General features: G+C 71.2%; 20 protein-coding genes. 10 read left to right on the top strand and 10 right to left on the bottom strand.

Annotated elements, in window-relative coordinates; translation table 11 throughout:
* The first annotated feature begins 114 nt into the window (after nt 1-114).
* Complete coding sequence (locus tag QM728_RS09090) at nt 115-630, top strand: RDD family protein (protein WP_415031705.1); 516 nt, start codon at nt 115-117, stop codon at nt 628-630.
* 1 nt (nt 631) lies between these two features.
* Here QM728_RS09090 and eccA read toward each other — a convergent pair whose 3' ends face one another.
* Entirely contained in the window at nt 632-2,404 is a 1,773-nt protein-coding gene (gene eccA / locus QM728_RS09085) for a type VII secretion AAA-ATPase EccA (RefSeq protein ID WP_415031704.1), read from the bottom strand.
* Nucleotides 2,405-2,462: 58 nt separating this feature from the next.
* On the opposite strand from eccA, the gene QM728_RS09080 reads away from it, so the two are divergent.
* On the top strand, nt 2,463-2,933 hold the full coding sequence (locus QM728_RS09080) for an ESX secretion-associated protein EspG (protein ID WP_415031703.1): 471 nt from the start codon (nt 2,463-2,465) through the stop codon (nt 2,931-2,933).
* Here the strand turns inward: QM728_RS09080 and QM728_RS09075 are convergent.
* The 6 genes from QM728_RS09075 to QM728_RS09050 form a co-directional block, all read right to left on the bottom strand.
* Nucleotides 2,909-3,664 carry a DUF4191 domain-containing protein gene (locus tag QM728_RS09075; protein ID WP_415031702.1) on the bottom strand — a complete coding sequence of 252 codons (756 nt, stop codon included), beginning with the start codon at nt 3,662-3,664 and terminating at the stop codon, nt 2,909-2,911. The two genes, QM728_RS09080 and QM728_RS09075, sit on opposite strands and share 25 nt — an antisense overlap.
* Before the next feature lie 3 nt (nt 3,665-3,667).
* Nucleotides 3,668-4,705 (bottom strand): lipoyl synthase, encoded by a 1,038-nt coding sequence (lipA, locus tag QM728_RS09070; protein WP_415031701.1) that lies wholly within the window; start codon nt 4,703-4,705, stop codon nt 3,668-3,670.
* A complete protein-coding gene (gene lipB / locus QM728_RS09065; RefSeq protein WP_415031700.1) occupies nt 4,702-5,394 on the bottom strand; it encodes a lipoyl(octanoyl) transferase LipB in 693 nt (230 codons plus the stop codon). The genes lipA and lipB overlap by 4 nt, the downstream gene beginning before the upstream one ends.
* Before the next feature lie 2 nt (nt 5,395-5,396).
* Nucleotides 5,397-6,275 carry a TIGR01777 family oxidoreductase gene (locus QM728_RS09060; protein ID WP_415031699.1) on the bottom strand — a complete coding sequence of 293 codons (879 nt, stop codon included), beginning with the start codon at nt 6,273-6,275 and terminating at the stop codon, nt 5,397-5,399.
* A 6-nt stretch (nt 6,276-6,281) separates the two neighbouring features.
* Nucleotides 6,282-8,084 (bottom strand): 2-oxoglutarate dehydrogenase, E2 component, dihydrolipoamide succinyltransferase, encoded by a 1,803-nt coding sequence (gene sucB, locus QM728_RS09055; RefSeq protein ID WP_415031698.1) that lies wholly within the window; start codon nt 8,082-8,084, stop codon nt 6,282-6,284.
* A gap of 119 nt (nt 8,085-8,203) precedes the next feature.
* Nucleotides 8,204-9,775 carry a leucyl aminopeptidase gene (locus tag QM728_RS09050; protein WP_415031697.1) on the bottom strand — a complete coding sequence of 524 codons (1,572 nt, stop codon included), beginning with the start codon at nt 9,773-9,775 and terminating at the stop codon, nt 8,204-8,206.
* A gap of 51 nt (nt 9,776-9,826) precedes the next feature.
* Between QM728_RS09050 and gcvT the strand changes: the two genes are divergently transcribed.
* Both gcvT and QM728_RS09040 read left to right on the top strand, forming a co-directional pair.
* Nucleotides 9,827-10,981: a glycine cleavage system aminomethyltransferase GcvT gene (gcvT, locus tag QM728_RS09045; protein WP_415031696.1), complete on the top strand. Its 1,155-nt coding sequence runs from the start codon at nt 9,827-9,829 to the stop codon at nt 10,979-10,981.
* A 60-nt stretch (nt 10,982-11,041) separates the two neighbouring features.
* Complete coding sequence (locus QM728_RS09040; protein ID WP_415031695.1) at nt 11,042-12,169, top strand: branched-chain amino acid aminotransferase; 1,128 nt, start codon at nt 11,042-11,044, stop codon at nt 12,167-12,169.
* A gap of 6 nt (nt 12,170-12,175) precedes the next feature.
* Here QM728_RS09040 and QM728_RS09035 read toward each other — a convergent pair whose 3' ends face one another.
* Complete coding sequence (locus tag QM728_RS09035; protein ID WP_415031694.1) at nt 12,176-13,033, bottom strand: nicotinate-nucleotide--dimethylbenzimidazole phosphoribosyltransferase; 858 nt, start codon at nt 13,031-13,033, stop codon at nt 12,176-12,178.
* 5 nt (nt 13,034-13,038) lie between these two features.
* Nucleotides 13,039-13,701 (bottom strand): DUF3043 domain-containing protein, encoded by a 663-nt coding sequence (locus QM728_RS09030; RefSeq protein WP_415031693.1) that lies wholly within the window; start codon nt 13,699-13,701, stop codon nt 13,039-13,041.
* A gap of 63 nt (nt 13,702-13,764) precedes the next feature.
* On the opposite strand from QM728_RS09030, the gene QM728_RS09025 reads away from it, so the two are divergent.
* From QM728_RS09025 to QM728_RS09015, 3 genes are all read left to right on the top strand, one after another.
* Nucleotides 13,765-14,820: a glycerate kinase gene (locus tag QM728_RS09025; protein WP_415031692.1), complete on the top strand. Its 1,056-nt coding sequence runs from the start codon at nt 13,765-13,767 to the stop codon at nt 14,818-14,820.
* Between the two features lie 52 nt (nt 14,821-14,872).
* Nucleotides 14,873-15,223 (top strand): HesB/IscA family protein, encoded by a 351-nt coding sequence (locus QM728_RS09020; protein ID WP_415031691.1) that lies wholly within the window; start codon nt 14,873-14,875, stop codon nt 15,221-15,223.
* Nucleotides 15,224-15,297: 74 nt separating this feature from the next.
* Entirely contained in the window at nt 15,298-16,275 is a 978-nt protein-coding gene (locus tag QM728_RS09015) for a carbohydrate kinase family protein (RefSeq protein ID WP_415031690.1), read from the top strand.
* A gap of 29 nt (nt 16,276-16,304) precedes the next feature.
* Here the strand turns inward: QM728_RS09015 and asnB are convergent, their stop codons facing one another.
* The gene (gene asnB / locus QM728_RS09010) at nt 16,305-18,230 is read right to left on the bottom strand and encodes an asparagine synthase (glutamine-hydrolyzing) (RefSeq protein WP_415031689.1); all 1,926 of its coding nucleotides are present in this window, start codon (nt 18,228-18,230) and stop codon (nt 16,305-16,307) included.
* 244 nt (nt 18,231-18,474) lie between these two features.
* Between asnB and QM728_RS09005 the strand changes: the two genes are divergently transcribed.
* The 3 genes from QM728_RS09005 (at nt 18,475) to QM728_RS08995 (ending at nt 20,670) form a co-directional block, all read left to right on the top strand.
* Nucleotides 18,475-19,611, top strand: coding sequence for a cytochrome c oxidase subunit II (locus tag QM728_RS09005; RefSeq protein WP_415031688.1), 1,137 nt, complete (start codon nt 18,475-18,477; stop codon nt 19,609-19,611).
* Entirely contained in the window at nt 19,608-20,024 is a 417-nt protein-coding gene (locus QM728_RS09000) for a cytochrome c oxidase subunit 4 (protein WP_415031687.1), read from the top strand. Before QM728_RS09005 ends, QM728_RS09000 begins: the two co-directional genes overlap by 4 nt.
* A 250-nt stretch (nt 20,025-20,274) precedes the next feature.
* Nucleotides 20,275-20,670 carry a tautomerase family protein gene (locus QM728_RS08995; RefSeq protein WP_415031686.1) on the top strand — a complete coding sequence of 132 codons (396 nt, stop codon included), beginning with the start codon at nt 20,275-20,277 and terminating at the stop codon, nt 20,668-20,670.
* Nucleotides 20,671-20,769: the final 99 nt, after the last annotated feature.

Genomic DNA, 20,769 nt, shown 5'->3' with positions numbered 1-20,769 from the left:
GCACGACGCTGTGCCGGGCCGAGAGAGGACCGCTAACCACTATGGCAAACAAGGGGTCGTGCACTGGCGGGAACCGCCGAATGGGGGTCGACGTCGGCCCCCTAGGATGAGGGCATGGGATCCGATCCGAAGCGCCGCGCGGCCGGCGGGTGGCTGTCCGGGCCGCGCGTCGACGACACCGCTGCCAAGGACAATGAATACCCAGGTCAGGACCTCGGGCTGCCGGCCGCGGGACCGGGCAGCCTGCCGTCGGGCGCCCGCCGTGTCGGCGGTCTGTTCCTCGACTGGATCATGGCTTATGCGGCGGCTTTCCTGTTCGTCGGCAACGCGGCGACGGTGGAGGAGCGCCTGGCCGCGGTAACGTTCCCGCAGCTGGCCATTTGGTTCGTGATCGGTGTGGGAACAGTCACACTGTTCGGTTTCACGCCCGGGCAATTCGCCGTCGGCCTGCGCGTCATCCGCGTCGACCTGGGCGATGCGAACACCGAGATGCGCGCCGCGGTCGGCGTTTTCCGGGCCGTCGTGCGGCAGGTCTTGATCGTCCTGATCGTGCCCGCGCTGATCAACGACAACAACGGCCGAGCTCTCCACGATCGGGTCACCCAGACCGCGGTCGTCCGCAGCCGCTGACTCAGGGGCTGCGCAGCGCGAGGACCTTGCCCAGCGCGGCGTCGACGTCGGCGGCCTCGATTCGCATGAGCGCGTCGCGGTCCAGGTCGGCCGGATCGGCCACCGTGCTCAGCCGGAACTCGCGCTCCTCCTCGGCCGCCTCGACGACGTTGCGGATGAATCGGCCGTTGCCGGCGAGATCGATCTCGCGCTGTGGCCGACCACTGCGGCCGGCCACCAGTCCCTCGCACAGCGGTGCGCACCGCTGCCGGAGGAGATCGACGGCGCCCGGCGCCAGCACCGAGTCGCGTCCGGCGGCAATTGCCTCGCCGATCCGGGCGAGCTCGTCGGGGGAGTAGGACTCGAAGGCGATGCGCCGGGTGAACCGCGACGCTAGTCCCTCGTTGGCCGCGAGGAAACGGTCGATCTCGCCGTCGTAGCCGGCGATGATCACGACGAGCCGATCGCGGTCGTTCTCTATCCGGGCCAGCAGAGTGTCGACGGCCTCGCGGCCGAAAACGTCGCCGCCGTGCAGGCCGCTCTCGATCAGGGTGTACGCCTCGTCGATGAACAACACGCCGTCCAGGGCGCGGTCGATCAGGGCGTCGGTCTTGATCGCGGTGGCACCCAGGTGCTCGCCGACGAAGTCGCGCCGCGACGCCTCGACGACCGTATCGGTGGCGAGGATGCCCAGACCGTGGAAGAGCTTGGCGACGATGCGCGCGATCGTCGTCTTGCCGGTGCCGGGCGGACCGGTGAAGACCAGGTGCTGGGTGCGGGACTCGCTCGCCAGCCCCTTGGCGGCACGGACTGCCGCCAAAGCCGCCGATGCCCGCAGTCGGGCGACCTGCTCCTTCACCCCGGCCAGGCCGATCTGCCGGTCGAGTTCGGCGGCGGCCTCGGCGACCAGTGCGTCATCGGCCGACGGGCCGTCGTCGACGGGCACGGATTCGGGATCCCACCGGTCGCTCCGTGCGGCGATCTGCTCGGCGGTGGTGACGACGAGGCGATACCCGGGGTTGCGCAGGGCCGCGGCGGCGTCGGTGAACTCGGGCGACGCGGCGTAGACCTGCTCGAACAGGGCTTTGGCTTCCTCCGGCCGGCCCAACTCGCGCAGGCACATGCCGCGGGTGAAGCGGGCGGCCAGCGCGGCGCCGGGCACCGGGCCGTCCTCGGCGTCGTCGAACCGGCGCATCGCCTCGTCGAACAGGCCGAGCTGGGCGCAGGACGTGCCCGCCATCAGTGCCGCGACCGCCCGCAGGTGGTCGTCGTCGGACCTGAGCGCGGACTCGACGTGGATGAGCACGTCGGGCCAGCGGGAGGTGCGGAAGTGCAGCAGGGCGCGCACGAAGGCGGTGGCCGGTCCGCCCGCGGCCGTCGTGAGCGCCGCGTCGGCACCGTCGTAGTCGCCGTCGCCGATCGCGGCACACGCGAAGGCGAGCGCCGCCTCGGTCGCGTCGGTCAGCGGATAGTCCAGGTACAGACCGGTGGGGAAGCGGGCGTGCAGCGAGCGCGGCGGCAACCCGATGCGCCGCTGTTCGTCGCCGATGGATCCGCCGGCCCGGTGCAGGGCGAGCAGTGTGGCGCGGTCGTCGTCGCCGGCCGCCACGCGCCCGAGCCAGGCGTCGCCCATGTCGGGCGCGAGCTCGGTGGCGCGCCGAAGCGCGCGCAGCGCGTAGGCACGGTCGACGGCGGCGTGTTGGCCGTCGAAACTGAAGCCGAGGGCCTCCAGGCCCGCGGCGAAGAGCGTGCGCGCGGTGGTGACCGCGCCGTCGATACAGATGTCCCCCGACATGTAGTCCTCCCCCCGAAGTGACTGCGGCCCACCCTACTCAGTGGGTACGGTCCGGGACGTGGAATCGGTCGAGTTCACCGCGCGCATCGTGACGCCGGGGGAACAGCTGCGCACCGTCGACGCCGGCGACCCGACAACGCTCGCCGCGCTGCTGCCGTTGACCGCACCCGCGGACTGTCAGTCGATACGCGTGCGCGAGCAGGACCTGATCCCGCGGCTGACGGGGAAGTTCGACGCCGCCGACATCCTCTCGGCGCTGCGCGCGGCGGGGGCAGATTCGCGGCACGCGCAGACCATCGCGACCGTCCTGGGGTCGGCGACCTGCGCCGCGGAGATCACCGCCGTCGACGCCGAGCGGCAGCCCCTGCACGGCGCGGTCGCCGTGTTCTGCTCAGCGCGGGGCGATGTGGTGTCGGTGCCGGCGACGGCCGCCGACGGCGGCGCGTGGCTGACCATCGCACCGGCGACGGCTCGGCGCGTGGCGCTGGGGTGTGCGGATCTGGCTCAGCGGCGGCGCGCGGTGCGCTGAATGTTGCGCACCTTGGCGCCCTGCGGCAGCGGGCCCTTGGGCAGCGCGGCGCCGCCCTTGCGGGTGCCCAGGGCCGCCAGGCGCGCCTCGAGGGCGTCGACCTGCTTGTTGTTGATGTTCTTGGGCAGCTTGTTCAGGTGCTTCTCGAGCTTGCCGAGTTCGACCTGGCCCTCGTCGTTGCCCACCATCACGACGTAGATCGGGGTGTCGCCGACGACGCGCGCGATCTTCTTCTTCTCCTGGCTCAGCAGGCCCTTGACCCGGTTCGGGTTGCCCTCGCCGACGAGCATGACGCCCGGCTTGCCGATGACGCGGTGCACGGCGTCGAGGTGGGTGGTGCCGACGACGGCCTGCTCGATGCGCCAGGTGCCGCGCATGTTGCTCAGCGCCCAGCCCGCGGCACCGGGCTGGCCCTCGGCCTTCGTGAAGACCGTCTTCTGCACGCGGCGGCCGAACAGCACGAACGCGGCCAGCAGGCCGAACATGATGCCGATCGGGATCATCAGGTACGGCTGACCGATCAGGTAGCCGATGCCGACGGCGATCGCCACGACGAGCAGGAACACCCCGACGAGGTACGGGATGAGCTTGTTGTCTTCCTTGCGCTGCAGCTGGAACGCCTGCCAGAGCTGCTGGCGACGCTCCTTGGAGGCCTGCTTGCGCGCCTGCTTGGCGGCGGCTTTCGCCTCTTTGGTCGCCGCCTGCTTGTCTGCTGCCGAGTTCTTGGCCATGGGTTACACCTTACTGTCGAGCCGCGCGAGCAGGCTCGACGCCTCTTGGTGGGCCGACGAGTCGTCGGCCAGGTGCGCCATTGCGGGCGCGAGCGGACGGCCGTGGCGGGCCATCGCCTGCGCGTACAGGCGACCGGCGCGGTAGGAGGAGCGGACCAGCGGCCCGGCCATGACGCCGGCGAAGCCGAGTTCGGTGGCGTACTCGGAGAGCTCCACGAACTCTTCGGGCTTGACCCACCGCTCGACCGGGTGGTGGCGCGGCGAGGGTCGCAGGTACTGCGTGATGGTGACGATGTCGCACCCGGCCTCGTGCAGGTCGACCAGCGCGGATCGCACCTCCTCGATCGTCTCGCCCATGCCCAGGATCAGATTCGACTTCGTGACCAGGCCGAAGTCGCGGGCCTGGGTGAGGACGTCGAGGGAGCGCTCGTAGCGGAAGGCCGGGCGGATGCGTTTGAAGATCCGGGGCACGGTCTCCAGGTTGTGGGCGAGCACCTCCGGGCGCGAGGAGAAGACCTCTGCCAGCAGGTCGGGCTTGGCGTGGAAGTCGGGGATGAGGTTCTCCACGCCGGTGCCCGGGTTGAGCTCGTGGATCTTGCGGACGGTCTCCGCGTACAGCCAGGCACCCTCGTCGGGCAGGTCGTCGCGGGCGACGCCGGTGATGGTCGAGTAGCGCAGCCCCATCGCGGCGACGCTCTCGGCGACGCGCCGCGGCTCGTCGCGGTCCAGTTCGGCGGGCTTGCCGGTGTCGATCTGGCAGAAGTCGCAGCGGCGGGTGCACTGCTCGCCGCCGATCAGGAAGGTGGCCTCGCGGTCCTCCCAACATTCGTAGATGTTCGGGCAGCCCGCTTCCTCGCACACCGTGTGCAGGCCCTCGCGCTTGACGAGGCTCTTGAGGTCGGTGAACTCCGGGCCCATCGTCGCCCGGGTCTTGATCCACTTGGGCTTGCGCTCGATCGGCGTCTGCGCGTTGCGCACCTCCAACCGCAGCAGTTTGCGGCCGTCGGGGGCCTGGTTCGGGGAGTCGTCGGGGGTGGTCACAGTGATCCTTGGGCAGCGGGTTGGGCGGAGGGCGCCGGCAGCGGTGTGTCGAGCCAATGGGCGATGGCGTCGGCGACGGCGCCGCGGACGTCGTCGACGGTGATGGGTCGGCCGGTCTCCCGGGCGAGGGAGGTCACGCCGGCGTCGGCGATGCCGCACGGCACGATGGCGTCGAAGGCACTCAGGTCCGGGTCGACGTTGAGGGCGAAGCCGTGCAGGGCGACGCCCTTGGCGACGCGGATGCCGATCTGCGCGATCTTGCGCCGCCCCTGGTCCAGCCACACGCCCGACCGGCCGTCGACACGGCCGCTGTCGACGCCGAGGTCGGCGCAGACGCCGATGAGCGCCTCCTCGATCCGGCGGACGTATTCGACGACGTCGAGGGGCTCGGCGAGCGCGACGATCGGGTAGCCGACCAACTGTCCGGGGCCGTGCCACGTGATGCGGCCGCCGCGGTCGACGGTGATCACCGCCGAGCCGTCGGTCGGCAGGTCGGATGCCTCGGTGCGCTTGCCGGCAGTGTAGGTCGACGGGTGCTCGAGGAGGAGCAGGACGTCGTGGTCGAGCTCGCCGGCGGCGCGGGCCTCGGCGAGCTCGTGCTGCTGGTCGTACGCGGTGGCGTAGTCGACGGTGCCGAGCCACCGCACCTCCAGGGGTGCGGGGTCGCGGCGCAGGGAGTCGTTACGCATCGTCACCGCGTCCAGGTGAGGGCGTCGAGGAGCGTTCCGTCGGTGAACGAGAACCCGGCCTTGGTCAACACATCGGGTACAACGCGCGCGGACCCCAGAATCATTTCCCGGGCCATGTCGCCGCCGACGAGGCGCAGCGCGGCGGCGGGCACCGGCAGTCGCGTCGGGCGGTGCAGCACCGTGCCGTAGGTGGCGATGAACTCGCCGAAGCGCACGGGGATCGGGGCGGTGAGGTTGACCGGTCCGTCGACGTCGTGGGTCAGCAGGAACTCAATCGCGGCGACCTCGTCGCGCAGCGAGATCCACGGCAGGAACTGGCGGCCGTCACCCATCCGCCCGCCCAGCCCGGCTTTGACGACGGGCCGCAGCTTGGCGAGGAGTCCGCCGCGCGGGGCGAGGACGGGACCGGTCCGCAGGAGTGCGACGCGGGCGGACGCGGCGGCGGGTTCGGCGGCGGCCTCCCAGTCGACGGTGAGATCGGGCAGGAAACCGCTGCCCGGACCGTCGGCCTCGGTGACCTCGCGGTCGCCGGTGTCCCCGTAGTAGCCGGTGGCGCTGGCGGACAGGAACACGGGCACCTTCGCCGCGGCGATCGCCTCGGCCAGCACCTGGGTGGGGGTGATGCGCGAGTCCCGCAGCTGCTGGCGGAAATGTCCGCTCCACCGTCGGTCGCCGACGCCGATGCCCCCGAGGGACACCACGGCGTCGACGCCGTCGAGGGCCTCGTCGGGCACGCCGAAGCCCTCGGGATCCCAGCTGAACTCGTCGGGCAGGCGGGCTTCGCGGCGGACCAGTCGGACGACGTCGGTGCCGGAGCCGCGCAGCGCGGCCACCAGGGCCGTGCCGATCAGCCCCGACGAGCCGGCGACCAGGACGCGCATCGGGCGCTAGATCCCGAGGTCGGCGGCGAACTCTCCGGCCTCGAGCCGCTTGCGGACCGTGGTGACGAAGCGGCCGGCGTCGGCGCCGTCGATCAGGCGGTGGTCGTAGGTCAGCGGCAGGTAGGCCATCGACCGGACGGCGAGCGACTCGGTGCCGTCGTCGTCGGAGAGCACGACGGGGCGCTTGACGATTGCACCCGTGCCCAGCATCGCCGCCTGCGGCGGGACCAGGATCGGGGTGTCGAACAGCGCGCCCTGGCTGCCGATGTTGGTGATGGTGAACGTGCCGCCGGCGAGCTCGTCGGGCTTGAGCCCGCCCGAGCGCGCGCGCTCGGCGATGTCGGCGATCGCGCGGGCCAGCCCGGCCAGCGACAGGTCGTCGGCGTTGTGGATGACCGGGGAGAGCAGGCCCTGCGGGGTGTCCACGGCGATGCCGAGGTGAACCGCGCCGTGGTAGCTGATCTCCTTGGTCTGGTCGTTGTAGCTGGCGTTGATGTTCGGGTGGACCTTCAACGCCTCGACGACCGCGCGGGCGAAGAACGGCAGGTACGTGAGGTTCACGCCCTCCTTCGCCTTGAACGATTCCTTGGCCTCGGCGCGCAGCGCGGCCACCTTGGTCATGTCGACCTCGTGGACCTGCGTCAGCTGGGCGCTGGTCTGCAGCGACTCGAGCGTCTTCGCCGCGGTGATCTCGCGGATCCGGTTGACCTTCGCGGTGGTGCCGCGCAGCGCGGCGAGTTCCGGACGGACCTCCGGCGCGGCGGCGGCGGGCGCAGCCTTGGCGCCGGCGCCGCCCTCGGCCGCGGCCAGGACGTCCTGCTTGCGGATGCGGCCGCCGACACCGGTGCCGGTGATCTGCGACAGGTCGACGTTGTTCTCGGCGGCCAGCTTGCGGACCAGCGGGGTCACGTAGACGCCGCCGCTGCTGTCGGCCGACGCCGGTGCCTCGGTGGCCGGGGCCGCCGGGGTCGGTGCGGGCGCGGGAGTCGGTGCGGGAGCCGGGGTCGGAGCGGCCGCGGGGGCCGGAGCCGGAGCGGCAGGCGCGGGCGGCGGCGTCGCGGCCACGGGCTCGGGCGCCGGGGTGGGCTCCGGAGCCGGTGCCGGGGCCGCGGGGGCGGGAGCCGGTGCTGCCGGAGCGGGGGCGGCGGCGGGCGCGCCGCTGCCGATGACGCCCAGCTTGCCGCCGACCTCGACGACGTCGTCGGTGTTCGCGGTGATCTCCAGCAGCGTGCCGGCCACCGGGGACGGGATCTCGGTGTCGACCTTGTCGGTCGAGACCTCCAGGAGCGGCTCGTCGACGCCGACGGTGTCGCCGACGGCCTTGAGCCAGTTCGTCACGGTGCCCTCGGTGACCGATTCGCCGAGTGCGGGCATGACGATGTCGGTGCCCTCGGCGCCGCCCGCGGGAGCGGCGGACGGGGTGACGGCGGGAGTCGCGGCAGCCGGTTCGGGGGCCGCCGGTGCAGCGGGTTCGGGGGCCGCCGGTGCAGCGGGTTCGGGAGTGGGCTCGGGGGCCGGAGCCGGGGCCGCGGGCTCGGCGGCGGGCGCAGGTGCCGCCGGGGCGGCCTCGCCGGCCTCGCCGATCACGGCGAGTTCACCGCCCACCTCGACCACGTCGTCCTCGGCGGCGACGATCTTGACGAGCACGCCGGCGGCCGGGGACGGGATCTCGGTGTCGACCTTGTCGGTGGAGACTTCCAGCAGCGGCTCGTCGACCGCGACGGTGTCTCCCTCCGCCTTGAGCCACCGGGTGACGGTTCCTTCGGTGACACTTTCACCCAACGCGGGCATCTGGACGGAGAAGGCCATTGCTTTTTGACTCCTCGAACTAGTTCGGTTTTGGCAGGTGAAGCGCGAATTGGTGGTGCGCCGGTCGCCTGGTGCGGACGGGGATGGTCGCCGCTTGTTCCAACCCTACAGGCGAAGGCTCAGCCGTTCTCGGCGATGTCCTCGATCACCGCGATCAGCGTCCGGACCGGTACGCCGGTGCCGCCCTTCGGGTTGTAGCCCCAGGTGCCGCCGGAGTTGAACGCCGGACCGGCGATGTCGATGTGCGCCCACGCCTGCCCGGCCGGGACGAACTCCTTGAGGTAGGTGGCCGCGGCCAGCATGCCGCCGAACCGGTGCGTGGTCACGTTGGCCATGTCGGCCACGCGGGAGGTCAGGTCGGCGCGCAATTCGGCGGGGATCGGCATCGCCCAGCCGTTCTCGCCGACGCGGCGGGAGAGCTCGGCGACGCGGTCGCGGAAGTCGCGGCTGCCCATCACGCCGGGGGTGCGGGTCCCCAGCGCCACCATCTGCGCGCCGGTCAGCGTCGCGGTGTCGATCAGGTAGTCCGGATCGTCCTCGAGGGCGCGCACGATCGCATCGGCCAGGATCAAGCGGCCCTCGGCGTCGGTGTTGAGGACCTCGATGGTCTTGCCGCCGTACTGCGTGAGGACGTCGCCGGGCCGCTGCGCGGTGCTCGACGGCATGTTTTCGGCCATCGGGACGGTCGCGGTGACCGCGGCGTCGGTGCCGAGGCGCGCCGCGGCGATGACCGAGGCGATCACGGCGGCCGCGCCGCCCATGTCGGAGGTCATGTGGTCCATGTTGGCGGCGGGCTTGATGGAGATGCCGCCGGTGTCGAAGGTGATGCCCTTGCCGACGAGGGCGACCGACTTGCCGCCCTTCTTCCCGCCGTGGGTCAGCCGGACCAGGCGCGGCTTGCGCGAGCTGCCCTTGCCGACGCCGATGATGCCGCCGTAGCCGGCGCGCTCGAGCTTGGCGTCGTCGAGGATCTCGACGGTCAGCCCGTACTTCTTGCCGAGGGCGGCCGCGCGCTTGGCGAACTCCTCCGGGTACAGGTGGCTGGGCGGGGTGTTGACGAAGTCGCGGGCGATGGCGACCGAGTCGGCGATCGTCACCGCGCGGGCGAGTTCCTTCTTCGCCTCGGTGCTCTTCGCCGTGACGAGCAGGTGGAACTTCGCCGGAACGACGGTCTTGTCCGCGCCCTTCTTGGCCTTGGCGCCGTCGTCGGAGCGGAACAGCTCGAAGCGGTAGGCCCCCAGGAACAGTCCCTCGACGACCGGTTCGATGGCCAGCGCGGAGAGCGTCGTCGCGACGGTGGCGTGGCCGGACAGCTCGCGGGCCGCGATGCCGGCCGCCTGGCGCAGCGACTCGGCGGCCGCGCTCGCCGCGTCGGTCTCGCCGCCCTCGGCGTCGTCGTCCAGCACGCCGAGGCCGACGGCGACCACCACGTCGACGTCGAGGCCGGCCGGTGCGGGCACCCGGGTGATCTCACCGTGCTTGCCGGTGGCCCCGAGGGCGGTGAGCCCGGTCTCCAGGGCCTCGGCGGCGGCGTCGTCGACGAGGCCGTCCCCGATGATGAGGACGGGCGCGTCGCCGTCGTCGGCGGGCTGCGCGAGGCCGATCAGCAGGGCGCTGTCGGCGCGGGCGATCGAGGTGGCGAGGTCGAATTCCGGGCCGCGGACCCGGTCGGCGGTGTCAGAGTTGCTCACGACTCCAACTCTGCCACAGAAGGGCCGTTGCCCTCGGGCTAGTCTTTGCCCATGGCCGAAGCGAACGAACTCCTCGACGGACCCTTGACCGAGCAGCACCGCGAACTCGGTGCCACCTTCGCCGCCTTCGGCGGTTGGAACATGCCGGTGTCGTACTCGGGCACGGTTCCCGAGCACAACGCGGTGCGGGGCGCGGTCGGCGTCTTCGACGTCAGCCACCTCGGCAAGGCCCTGGTCCGCGGACCGGGCGCCGCGGCGTTCTGCAACGCCACGCTGACCAACGACCTGGGCAAGATCGCCCCGGGCAAGGCGCAGTACACGATGTGCTGCGACGCCAGCGGCGGCGTCGTCGACGACCTGATCGCCTACCTCGTGTCCGACGACGAGGTGTTCCTGGTGCCCAACGCCGCCAACACCGCGGCCGTCGTCGCCGCCCTGCGGGCCGTCGCGCCCGAGGGCATCGAGATCACCGACCAGCACCGCGACTACGGCGTGCTCGCCGTGCAGGGCCCGCGCTCGACGGAGGTGCTCGAGGGGCTGGGCCTGCCGACCGAGATGGAGTACATGGCCTACGCCGACGCGGCAGTCGACGTCGACGGCACGTCGTACCCGGTCCGCGTGTGCCGCACCGGCTACACCGGCGAGCACGGCTACGAGGTGCTGCCGAAGTGGGACGACACCCCGGCGGTCTTCGGCGCGATCCTGCGCGAGGTCACCGCGCGCGACGGTCTCCCGGCCGGTCTCGGCGCCCGCGACACCCTGCGCACCGAGATGGGCTACGCGCTCCACGGGCACGAACTCGGCCTCGACATCACCCCGAACCAGGCGCGCACCGGCTGGGCCGTCGGCTGGGACAAGCCGGAATTCTTCGGCCGCGACGCGCTGGTGGCCGAGAAGGAGCAGGGCCCGGCGCGACGCCTGTACGGCCTGCGCGCCACGGGCCGCGGCATCCCGCGCGAGGGGTGCGCCGTGCTGAAGCCCGGCGCCGGGAGCGAAGCGAGCGGGCCGAGTGGCACCGACGGCGGCGAGCAGATCGGCGTGTGCACGTCCGGCACGTTCTCACCGACGGCACAGGTCGGCATCGCGCTGGCCCTCATCGACACCGCGTCGGGCGTGAAGAAGGGCGACGAGGTCGTCGTCGACGTCCGCGGTCGCGCACTGCCCTGCGAGGTCGTGCTGCCGCCGTTCGTCGAGTCGCACGTCTAGGCCTCGCGCCCGCCGCGAGCCGGGAAAACGCGCTTGCGGCTGCCGAGTACGCTTTGACCCATGACCTTGGACTTCACCCGCACGCTGCACCCGCATGCCGTGCCGGACTCCCACCGCGCGGAAATCCTCGCCGACCCCGGCTTCGGTAAGCACTTCACCGACCACATGGTCGTGGCGGACTTCGATCGCGAGCGCGGCTGGCACAACGCGCAGGTCAAGCCCTACGGCCCGATCGCGCTGGATCCGTCGGCGATGGTCCTGCACTACGGCCAGGAGATCTTCGAGGGACTCAAGGCCTACCGCCAGCCGGACGGCTCGATCGCGGCGTTCCGCCCCGAGGCCAACGCCGAGCGCATGCAGCGCTCGGCCGAGCGCCTGGCGATGCCGCCGCTGCCGACCGACGACTTCATCAACTCGCTGCGCGAACTGTTGGCCGTCGACCACGGCTGGGTCCCCGAGGCCGGGGGAGAGGCCGCCCTGTACCTGCGGCCCTACATGTTCGCCTCACAGGCCGGGTTGGGCGTGAACTCGCCGTCGAACGAGTACCGCTACGCGGTCATCGCCGCACCCGCCGGACCGTACTTCTCCGGGGGCATCAAGCCGGTCAGCGTCTGGCTCTCCCGCGAGTACGTCCGCGCCGCCCCCGGCGGCACCGGGGCGGCCAAGTGCGGCGGCAACTATGCGGCGGCCTTCGTCGCCCAGGCGCAGGCCACCGAGCACGGCTGCGACCAGGTCGTCTGGCTCGACGCCATCGAGCGCCGCTACATCGAGGAGATGGGCGGGATGAACCTGTTCTTCGTCTTCGGCACCGGCGCCGACGCCCGCCTGATCACGCCCGAGCTCACCGGCTCGCTGCTGCCGGGCATCACCCGCGACTCGCTGCTGCAGCTGGCGCTCGACGCCGGGTTCGCGGTCGAGGAGCGGCGCATCTCGATCGACGAGCTGCAGACCGGCGTCGCCGACGGGGCGATCACCGAGGTCTTCGCGTGCGGCACCGCCGCGGTCATCACCCCGGTCGGCCGCGTCCGCGGCGAGTCCGAGGACTACGAGATCGGCGGCGGCAAGCCCGGCGAGGTCACCATGGCGCTGCGCGACACCCTGACCGGGATCCAGCGCGGCACCTTCGCCGACACCCACGGCTGGATGACCGAACTGCATCCCGCGCCGGCGGCCGTCACCTCCGCCTGACGGGAACTAGCCGCCGGTCGCGAGGATCTCGGTCGCCGCGGCGACCAGCGGCACGGCGGCCAGCGCGCCGCCCGAGGCCATCCCGAGGTCCAGCAGCGGCGTCAACCCGAGCCGCGTCAGGGCGATCGCGTGGGCGGGATCGGCACCGACGTGTCCGGCCAGCCACCATTCACCCGCGCCCGGCGCCAGGCCGTCGGCGACCAGGGCGGCAGCGGTCGCGCCGGTGCCGTCGAGGACCACCGGGGTGCGCCGCACCGCGGCCTGTGCGAGGAAGCCCGCGGTGGCGGCGAGGCCGGCGCTGTCGGCAACGGCCAACAGTTCCAGCCCGGTCGATCCGCGCGCCCGCCACATCCCGTCGCGCACCGCCGTGGTGCGGGCGATCCACTCGGCCGCGTCGACGCCGCCGGTGCCGACGACCTCAACCGGTTCCTTGACCGCGATGGTGCCGATGACCACGGCGGCGGCCGGGTCGTCGGGGACCGGGTCACCCGCGATCAGCAGGTCGGCGCCGCCGTCGACGAGGGAGTCGGCCACCGTGCGTCCGTAGGCGACCGAGGCGCGGGCGCGCTCCACGGGGCCGTCGTCGGGGGAGGCGGCGGGGTTCTCGGTGCGGATGGCCGCGGCGGCCCGCGCGGCGAGGGCCGTCGTCGACGGGGCGAGGTCGTCGGCACCGAAGACGACCAGTGTCGGATCGGTGATCGGGCGCGGGGGACAGGAGCCCTGGCACGCGGCGACCCAGACGGCGACCTCCGCGAGGCGGCCGAGGGCGTCCGGCGATGCGAGTCGTTCCCGGGCGTCCTCGGTGGCGGTCGGGTCCGGCGCCGTGATCTCGGGGAAGTTCTCGGCGCCGACCGGGGTGCCCATCGGCGTCAGACTTCCTCGCCGTAGGAGACCTGGGCCTTCGGCACGCGCAAGCGGCGCATCTGCAGGGCGCGCGACGCGCCGTACCAACCGAGCTTGAAGCCACCCTCCTCGGTGTCGGGGTAGCGCTCGCGCACCAGCTTGTTGACCTTGCGGCCGACCAGGACCAAGTCGATGACCACGGCGAGCACGAAGACCAGTAGCAGCAGGGTGACGATGCCCGCATACGCCGGCAGGCCGTAGATCAACACGATGAACACCAGCGCCAGGGGCGTGAACAGACCGGCGAAGTTGCGCCGCGAGTCGACGATGTTGCGCGCGTAGCGGCGCGCCGGGCCCTTGTCCTTCGGGAGCAGGTACTCCTCGTCGCCGGCCATGCGGCGGTCGCGGACCTCGTTGCGGAGTTCGCGCTGCTTGGCCTTCAGGTCGGCGCGCTCCTCCTTGGTCATCGTGGTGCGCTGCTCCTTGCGGCGGGCGCGGGCCTCGGCGCGCGTCATCGGCGGCGGGGCGACCGGGCCGCGCTTCTTCGTCGCGTCGCGTCGCTTGGGCGTCGGGCGGCCCTTGCCTTCGGTCTGCTTGGCCTTGCGGTCGGCCGCCCGGGTCGCCTCGTCGTCGACGACGGCCTCGGTCGCGTCGGCCTCTTCTACACTGCGCTGCCACGGCATTTTCACCCTTGCGAGCCTAGGCGATCGATCCGGCGGCGGCGGTCGTAGGGCTGCCGATACGCTTCGGCCATGCCGCTCCGCGTCGTGGTCGCCCCGGATGGATTCGGTGCCACCCTCACCGCCGCGCAGGCCGCCGCGGCGATCGCCCGCGGGTGGACGTCGGCACGACCGCGCGACGAGGTGCTCGTGGTGCCGCAGTCGGACGGCGGCCCGGGATTCCTCGATTGCCTCGCCGACGGCGGCGACATGCGCACGACCACGGTCCACTCGCCGCTGGGCGCCGAGGTGGCCGCGCGGTGGCTCGTCGCCGGGCCGGTGGCGTACCTGGAATGTGCACAGGCGTGCGGCCTGCACCTGGTGCCCGAACCCACGCCCGAGACCGCTCTCGCGGCCGACAGTCGCGGGCTGGGCGAGTTGATGGCCGCGGCGCTGCGCGAGCCGGGCGTCGAACGCATCGTGATCGGGCTCGGCGGATCGGTCACCACCGACGGCGGCCGGGGACTGCTCGACGCGCTCGGCGGACCGGCCGCCGCGGCCGAGGCGGTGCGCGACGTCGCCCTGGTCGCCGCGACCGACGTCGACAACCCGCTCCTCGGGCCGCGCGGCGCGGCAGCGGTCTTCGCGCCGCAGAAGGGAGCCGACGCGGCTGCCGTCGCACTGCTCGAGGCCCGGCTCGCCGAGTACGGGGAGCTGCTCGACGGGCTGGCCGGACGGGTCGTGGTCGACGACCCGGGCGCGGGCGCGGCCGGCGGCATCGGCGCGGCTCTGCTGGCGCTCGGCGCCGGGCGAGCCAGTGGCGCCGACCTCGTCGCCGGGGCCACCGGTCTGCCCGCCGCGCTGACGGGGGCCGACGTCGTCATCACCGGGGAGGGACGGCTGGACGGGCAGACGGCCCGCGGCAAGGTCGTCGCGCGGGTGGCCGACGCCGCCCGACGCGCGGGATCGGGATCGGTGATCGCCATCGTCGGCGAGTGCGCGCTCGACGACCCGGCGGTGCTGGGCCTGGACGCGGTGTCCTCGCTGGTCTCCCGCGCCGGGCGGACGCGGGCCCTGACGGAGGCGGGGGACGTCGTCGCCGAGGTTGCCGCCGAGGTGGCCGCGCGGTGGCGCGCCCCGCGGGAATAGTCATCGATGGAGTACCGTTGTTAGGAGCGACCTGACGACAAGGGAGTTACCCATGACCGTTTCCAATGAGAGCGACACCACCGCCGCCATCCTGACGGACTCGGCGGCAGCCAAGGCGAAGGCGCTGCTCGACCAGGAAGGCCGCGACGACCTGGCGCTGCGCATCGCCGTGCAGCCGGGCGGTTGCGCCGGCCTGCGCTACCAGCTGTTCTTCGACGACCGCTCGCTCGACGGCGACGTCGTCAGCGACTTCGGCGGCGTCAAGCTGGCCGTCGACCGCATGAGCGCCCCGTACGTGCAGGGCGCGAAGATCGACTTCGTCGATTCGATCGAGAAGCAGGGGTTCACCATCGACAACCCCAACGCCACCGGCAGCTGCGCCTGCGGCGACTCGTTCAACTGATCTGACCCGAGAGGGGCGGTGGGCGGCATCAGCCGCCTGCCGCCCTTTTCTGTGCGCCCGGTAGCGTGGCCCGCGTGTCTATTGCCGTATGCGGGTCCCTCGCGACCGACCACCTGATGAAATTCCCGGGCAAGTTCGCCGATCAGCTGCTCGCCGACCAGCTCGAGAACCTGTCGCTCAGCTTCCTCGTCGAGGATCTCGTCGTCCGCCGCGGCGGCGTCGGCGGCAACATCGCCTACGCGCTGGGCGAGCTCGGCGGCTCGCCCAAGTTGGTGGCCGCCGCCGGCTCGGACTTCGCCGACTACCGCGCCTGGCTGACCGATCACGGCGTGGACTGCGCCGGGGTGCGCGTCTTCGACACCGCGCACACCGCGCGGTTCATGTGCACCACCGACGAGACCATGGCCCAGTTGGCCAGCTTCTACGCCGGCGCCATGTCGCGGGCGAGCGAGATCGACCTGGCGGCGGTGTTCGCCGAGATCGGGCGGCCCGACCTGGTGCTGATCGGCGCCGACGACCCGGGCGCGATGGTCAACCACACCAAGGCCTGCCGCGACGGCGGCATCGACTTCGCCGCCGACCCGTCGCAGCAGCTGGCCCGCCTCGACGGCGACACCGCGCGCGAGCTGATCACCGGTGCCAAGTACCTGTTCACGAACGAATACGAGTGGGGCCTGCTGCAGCAGAAGACCGGCTTGTCCGCCGCGGACGTCGCGGGTCTCGTGCAGGTGCGGATCACCACGCTCAGCGAGAAGGGCGTGGACATCGTGCCCTCCGACGGCAGTCCGGCGATCCACGTCGACGTCGTGCCGGTGCGCGACGCGATCGACCCGACGGGCGTCGGCGACGGCTTCCGCGCCGGGTTCCTGTCGGCGCTTGAGGGCGGGCTGTCGTTCGAGCGCGCCGCGCAGCTCGGCTCGATGGTCGCCGTGCTGGTGCTCGAGAGCGACTCCACGCAGGGCTGGTCGTGGGACCTCGGCGAGGCGACCGAGCGCCTGTCGGACGCCTACGGCGCCGAGGCCGCGAGCGAGATCGCCGCGCACTTCGCCTGATCGTCGAGCGTGCCCGGATTGGGCATGCCCTAGAGGCGCACCGGGTACTGGTGGTCCTCGATGTTCGGCACGATGGACTTCTCGACGAAGATGCCGTGCCAGACCATGAAGATCAGCACGTTCCAGATGCGCCGGCTGTTGTCGACGACCCCGGCGCGGTGCTCGTCGAGCATCTGCAGCACGAACTGCTTGTTGATCAGCTGATCGGTCTGTGAGTTCTCGATGATCTGGTGCGCCCAGTCGTACATCTCGGTCTCGGCCAGCCAGAGGCGGATCGGAACGGGGAAGCCGAGCTTGCGGCGGTGCAGCACGTGCGGCGGGATGATCTCCTCGATCGCCTTGCGCAGCGCGTACTTGGTGGTGCCGTGGGCGATCTTCTCGTCGGCCGGCAGCGCGGACGCGACGCGCCACACCTCGTTGTCGAGGAAGGGCACGCGCAACTCGAGCGAGTTGGCCATCGTCATCTTGTCGGCCTTGACCAGGATGTCGCCGCGCAGCCACGTGAACAGGTCGAGGTGCTGCATGCGGGCCACCGGGTCCCACCCGACGGATTCGGCGTAGATCGGGCCGGTGACGTCGGTGTGCGTCCACTCCGGGCGGTAGTCGCGCAGCACCTGCTGCAGGCGGGCGTCGTCGAAGCTGCGGGCGTTGCCGTAGTAGCGGTCCTCGAGGGTCATCGAGCCGCGGTGCAGCAGGCTCTTGCCGCGGGTGCCCTCGGGGATGCGGTCGCTGACCTTGCCGGCGGCGCGGCGGGCGAACCCGGGCAGCTTGTCGAACGCGGCGAGCGACAGAGGCTCCTTGTAGATCGTGTAGCCGCCGAACAGCTCGTCGGCGCCCTCGCCCGACAGCACGACCTTCACGTGCTTGCGCGCCTCTTTGGCCAGGAAGTAGAGCGGGACGAGCGCGGGATCGGCGACCGGGTCGTCGAGGTACCAGACGATCTCCGGGATGGCCTCGATGAACTCCCGCGGGCTCACGACCTTGATCTCGTGGCGCACTCCGATCGCCTCGGCGGTCTCGGCGGCGACGTCGATCTCCGAGTAGCCGTCGCGCTCGAAGCCGGTGGTGATCGTGATCAAGTCCGGGTTGTGCTGGCGGGCCAGTGCCGCGACGAGCGTCGAGTCGATGCCGCCGGACAGGAAGGACCCGACGGTGACGTCGGCGCGCATGTGCTTGGCCACCGAGTCCTTGAGGACCTCGGTGATCTCGTCGTAGCGCGACTGCCGGGTGTCGGCGGTGAACGGGCGCACGTCGAAGCGCGGGTTGAAGTAGCGGGTGACGCTCGGCGCCTGGCCGGGGGACAGGGTGGCGTAGCAGCCCGACTCGAGTCGGCCGATGTCGGCGTGCAGCGACTCCGGCTCGGGGACGTACTGCAGCTCGATGTAGTGCTCGAGCGCACGGTGGTCGAGCGAGTCGTCGAGCCCGAGGCGGTCGATGAGTTCGAGCAGGCTCTTCTTCTCACTGCCGAAGGCCGTGCCCTTGGGACCCGTCGCCAGGAACAGCGGCTTGATGCCGAACGGGTCGCGGGCCAGGAACAGCCGCTTCGTCTCGGTGTCCCAGATCGCGAATGCGAACATGCCGCGCAGTCGGCGGACCGCTTCCTCGCCCCAGTAGTGGAAGGCCGCGACGATGGTCTCCGAGTCACCCTCGGTGTGCATCGGGGCGTCGAACTCGGCGATCAGCTGTTCGCGGAGCTCGACGTAGTTGTAGATCTCACCGTTGAAGACGAGGGCGTAGCGGTCCGGATTGTCGGCCGGGCCCCAGCGCAGCGGCTGGTGCGAGTGCTCGATGTCGATGATCGAGAGGCGGTTGAACCCGACGACCAGATCGTCGTCGTGCCAGGTGCCCGCCTCGTCGGGACCGCGGTGCCGCATGCAGTGCGACGCGGCCGCCACCAGGTCGACGGCGCCCTCGGCCGTCCCGTCGGAGGTCAGCAGACCCAGCAGTCCACACACGGTTTCCTCGCCCCACTTTCTCCGGCGCCTCGGGTGCGCCGGGAGATCAAACGTCGAGTCGAGTATGCCGTAGCGGAGCCGCGGACTCCGACTCGCCCAGATCACCGGCCCCAAACGCAACCATTTGGTCGGGTTGGTCTACGCTGCGTAGTACTAGGTGCAAGAATTGTCTTGCAGTCATGTTGCGTCGAATTTGGGCGCGCTCGAGCGGATGTTCGCGGCGCGACCGGGTGAGCAGGAAGGCATGAAATTGACACACGATGAACGGTCCACGGCGCGCGGCGCCACGGCCGCATCGCGCAAGGTCAAGCGGGTCGCGCTCGTCGCCGCGCTGGGCCTGTCCACGCTGGTCATGTCCGGTTGCGGGCCCCGCGAAGCGCTCCGCTTCGGCTGGCCGACCGGTGTGACGCCCGAGGCCGAGGCCATGGGCCACCTGTGGACGTGGGCCGTGATCGCCTCGCTGATCGTCGGTTTCATGGTCTGGATCGTGATCTTCTACGCGATCACCTTCTGGCGCCACCGCGACGGCGACGACTCCTTCCCGCGCCAGACCGCGTACAACATGCCGGTCGAATTGGTGCTGGTCACGCTGCCGTTCCTGGCCATCGCCGTGCTGTTCTACTTCACCGTCGTCGTCGAGAACAAGGTCGAGGGCAAGGCCCCGAACCCCGACGTCGTCGTCGACGTGACCGCCTACCAGTGGAACTGGAAGTTCGGCTACGACCAGATCCGCCAGCCCGACGGTTCGATGAAGTCGTACGCCACCGACGGCGGACCCTTTAAGCTGCAGCAGGAGCGCGAGGCGCTCGGCCACGGCCACGAGGGGCACGCCGCCCCGCTGCCCGCCGGAGGCCGCGACGACAAGATCCGCGACTACCTGAAGTACTCGAGCATCGAGACCCTCGGCACGCCGTCGGAGATCCCGATCCTGGTCCTGCCGGTCGGCAAGCGCATCGAGTTCAACCTCGCCGCCGCCGACGTCGTGCACTCGTTCTGGGTGCCCGAATTCCTCTACAAGCGCGACGTCGTGCCGTTCCCGAAGCAGAACCACCAGGACCCGCGCTTCCAGATCGAGAAGATCACCCGCCCGGGCGCCTTCGTCGGCCGTTGTGCCGAGATGTGCGGCACCTACCACGCGATGATGAACTTCGAGGTCCGCGCGGTGAGCGCCGAGGACTTCGACCGCTACATCGCGCTGCGCGCCGGCGGCATGAGCACCGCGCAGGCCTTGGAGGCCATCTGCCAGGTGCCCGTCTCGGTGACCACCGTTCCGTTCGAGACGCGTCGCAAGACCCACGGCGACACGCCGAAGGACATCGGCAACAAGTTCGACACCAAGCAGCCCAACTGCACGCCGCGAACCACGGGAGCCTCTGAATGAAAATCGAAGCCCGTCTCTTCGAGCTGCTGACCGCGTTCTTCATCATCGGCGCGGTCGTCTACACGGTGCTCACCGGGATGTCCTCCAAGGGCGTCGAGTGGGCCGGGGCAACGGCGTTCTTCTTCTCCGGCGGCCTGACGCTCATCATCGGCACGTACTTCCGGTTCGTGGCGCGCCGCGTCGAGATCCGCCCGGAGGACTACGACGAGGCCGAGATCGAGGACGGCGCCGGTGAGCTGGGCTTCTTCAGCCCGCACAGCTGGTGGCCGATTCTGGTCGCCGCCGGCGCCGCGCTCTTCGCGATCGGTTTCGCGACCCGGAACTTCTGGTTCTCGATCTTCGCCGCAGTCGTCATCATCGTGACCGCCGCCGGCCTGGTCTTCGAGTACCACTGGGGCCCGGAGAAGCACTGAGCGTTTTCGACGAACCGCCGCATCCGTGAGGGTGCGGCGGTTTTCGTTTGCCCGCACTTCCGCCGAGTTGGCGGTCCAATCACGCCGAGTGGGCGGTCGAACCACGCCGAGTGGGCGGTCGAACCACGCCGAGTGGGCGGTCCAATCACGCCGAGTGGGCGGTCCAATCACGCCGAGTGGGCGGTCCAATCACGCCGAGTGGGCGGTAAACCAGTCGCTGGTCAGTCGTCGCTGGTTGTAGTTTCGTGCCATGCCACACGCTCAGATCGAAGTACGACGGTCCTGGACGGCCGACGAAGAGATCGCCATCATCGACGCCGTCCACGAGGCCCTGGTGGCCGCGTTCCGGATTCCGGTCGGGGATAAGCACATCCGCTTCATCGAGCACCAGCCGCATCGATTCGCGGCGCCGCCGTCGCTGTCACAGCCGGACTACCTGACGATGGTCCACATCGACTGCTTCGCCGGACGATCCGTCGAGGCAAAGCGGCGGCTCTACCGGGAGATCGTCGAACGGCTGGAGGTGCTGGGGATTCCGCGTGATCACGTGTCCGTCGCGGTTCGCGACGTTCCCGTCGAGAACTGGGGTATTCGCGGCGGCCAGGCGGCGTGCGACGTCGACCTGGGCTTCGACGTCGGCGTCTAGACAGCCCACTCGGCGTCGTTGGACCGCCCACTCGGCGGATTCTGGTGCCCACTCGACGGATCCTGGTGCCCACTCGACGGGATTTTGGTGCCCACTCGA

The organism is Gordonia sp. (in: high G+C Gram-positive bacteria) (genome assembly GCF_047602025.1).
Classification (GTDB): Bacteria; Actinomycetota; Actinomycetes; order Mycobacteriales; family Mycobacteriaceae; genus Gordonia.
This window is presented reverse-complemented; position numbering and strand designations above follow the sequence as displayed.

Bases quoted from the DNA above. Each gene is read 5' to 3' on its own strand.
- QM728_RS09040 (WP_415031695.1), top strand. From the start codon at position 11,042: ATGACCTTGGACTTCACCCGCACGCTGCACCCGCATGCCGTGCCGGAC.
- QM728_RS09020 (WP_415031691.1), top strand. From the start codon at position 14,873: ATGACCGTTTCCAATGAGAGCGACACCACCGCCGCCATCCTGACGGAC.
- QM728_RS09000 (WP_415031687.1), top strand. From the start codon at position 19,608: ATGAAAATCGAAGCCCGTCTCTTCGAGCTGCTGACCGCGTTCTTCATC.
- gcvT (WP_415031696.1), top strand. From the start codon at position 9,827: ATGGCCGAAGCGAACGAACTCCTCGACGGACCCTTGACCGAGCAGCAC.
- QM728_RS09090 (WP_415031705.1), top strand. From the start codon at position 115: ATGGGATCCGATCCGAAGCGCCGCGCGGCCGGCGGGTGGCTGTCCGGG.
- QM728_RS09005 (WP_415031688.1), top strand. From the start codon at position 18,475: ATGAAATTGACACACGATGAACGGTCCACGGCGCGCGGCGCCACGGCC.
- QM728_RS09075 (WP_415031702.1), bottom strand. From the start codon at position 3,664: ATGGCCAAGAACTCGGCAGCAGACAAGCAGGCGGCGACCAAAGAGGCG.
- sucB (WP_415031698.1), bottom strand. From the start codon at position 8,084: ATGGCCTTCTCCGTCCAGATGCCCGCGTTGGGTGAAAGTGTCACCGAA.
- QM728_RS09060 (WP_415031699.1), bottom strand. From the start codon at position 6,275: ATGCGCGTCCTGGTCGCCGGCTCGTCGGGGCTGATCGGCACGGCCCTG.
- eccA (WP_415031704.1), bottom strand. From the start codon at position 2,404: ATGTCGGGGGACATCTGTATCGACGGCGCGGTCACCACCGCGCGCACG.
- QM728_RS08995 (WP_415031686.1), top strand. From the start codon at position 20,275: ATGCCACACGCTCAGATCGAAGTACGACGGTCCTGGACGGCCGACGAA.
- lipB (WP_415031700.1), bottom strand. From the start codon at position 5,394: ATGCGTAACGACTCCCTGCGCCGCGACCCCGCACCCCTGGAGGTGCGG.
- QM728_RS09035 (WP_415031694.1), bottom strand. From the start codon at position 13,033: ATGGGCACCCCGGTCGGCGCCGAGAACTTCCCCGAGATCACGGCGCCG.
- QM728_RS09025 (WP_415031692.1), top strand. From the start codon at position 13,765: ATGCCGCTCCGCGTCGTGGTCGCCCCGGATGGATTCGGTGCCACCCTC.